This is a genomic window from Mesorhizobium sp. M7A.F.Ca.CA.002.09.1.1 (assembly GCF_003998555.1).
In the GTDB taxonomy this organism is placed as follows: Bacteria; Pseudomonadota; Alphaproteobacteria; order Rhizobiales; family Rhizobiaceae; genus Mesorhizobium; species Mesorhizobium ciceri.
Map to the genome: position 1 here is coordinate 1 of NZ_RZRR01001222.1, position 1,275 is coordinate 1,275.

Sequence of the window (1,275 nt, forward strand, 5' to 3'; positions counted from 1 at the left end):
CCGCAACAGATGATCGATACCGTGAAGAAGCTCGCCGAAGGCCTGTCCTACGACGTCGTCTCGATGGGCTATCCCGGTCCGGTCAACCACAACAGGCCGCTCGCCGACCCCGCCAATCTCGGCAAGGGCTGGGCTGGATTCGACTTTGCGGGCGCGTTCGGCAAACCGGTGAAAGTGGTCAATGACGCGCTGATGCAGGCCATCGGCAGCTACGAGGGCGGGCGCATGCTGTTCCTCGGGCTCGGCACCGGGCTCGGTGCGGCGATGATTGCCGACAACGTCGCCCAACCGATGGAACTCGCGCATCTGCCCTACAAGAAGGGCAAGAGCTTCGAGGATTATGTCGGCGAACGCGGCCTGGAAAAGCGCGGCAAGAAGAAATGGCGCAAATACGTCTTCGACGTCGTCGACCGGCTCCGTGCCGCCATGCAGCCTGACTATGTCGTCATTGGCGGCGGCAACGTCGACAAGCTCGATGAATTGCCCGCCGACTCCAGGCGCGGCGACAACACACGCGCCTTCGAAGGCGGGTTTCGTTTGTGGCGCGACAAGGCGCTGATAGTCTGATACTGTTATTGTTTAATATAGTTGTTCAAAATAACGTGTGACCTGCCATCAAGTCGTTGCAATACGCAGATTTGCCGACTAGGAATTCCGCGCTACAACAACGCCAATTCGTCCCGTGGACGCACGAAGGACGCCATAGCATTTTGATTTCGCGCATGATCCTTTCCGGAAGTCGAATCCGATTTTCAGGTCATTCGCTGTAGACGGAGAAATAGAGTGACCGACGATAGCAACAGTGCCCGTAAAGACATCGATCTGCTCGAGCTGACCGCCCACATCGTGTCCGCTTACGTCGAGAAGAACCGCTTGCCTGCCTCCGGCCTGGCCGACCTCATCGCCAGCGTCAGCGCCTCGATAAGCGGGCTCGGCAAGCCTGCGGTCCCGGTGGCTGCCCCGCTGGTCCCGGCGGTCAATCCCAAGAAGTCGGTGACGCCCGATTTCATCATCTGCCTCGAAGACGGCAAGAAGTTCAAATCGCTGAAGCGTCACATCGGTGTACATTTCGGCCTGACGCCGGACGCCTATCGCGCCAAATGGGGCTTGCCGTCGGACTATCCGATGGTCGCTCCCAACTACGCGGCCTCGCGTTCGCTGCTGGCGAAGTCGATCGGCCTCGGCCGCAAGGCCGCCCCCGTCAAGGCGCCCGCCAAGGGCAGGAAGGCCAAGGCCTCGGCCTGAACATTCAGTCCTGAGCCAACAGTTAGGACG

General features: G+C 60.2%; 2 protein-coding genes. Both read left to right on the forward strand.

Features of this window, described 5'->3' with window-relative positions:
• On the forward strand, positions 1 to 567 hold a 567-nt coding region (locus tag EN994_RS31980), incomplete at its 5' end, for an ROK family protein (protein WP_164746440.1).
• 216 nt (positions 568 to 783) lie between these two features.
• Positions 784 to 1,245 carry a MucR family transcriptional regulator gene (locus tag EN994_RS31985; RefSeq protein ID WP_013528917.1) on the forward strand — a complete coding sequence of 154 codons (462 nt, stop codon included), beginning with the start codon at positions 784 to 786 and terminating at the stop codon, positions 1,243 to 1,245.
• The last annotated feature ends 30 nt before the right edge of the window (positions 1,246 to 1,275 follow it).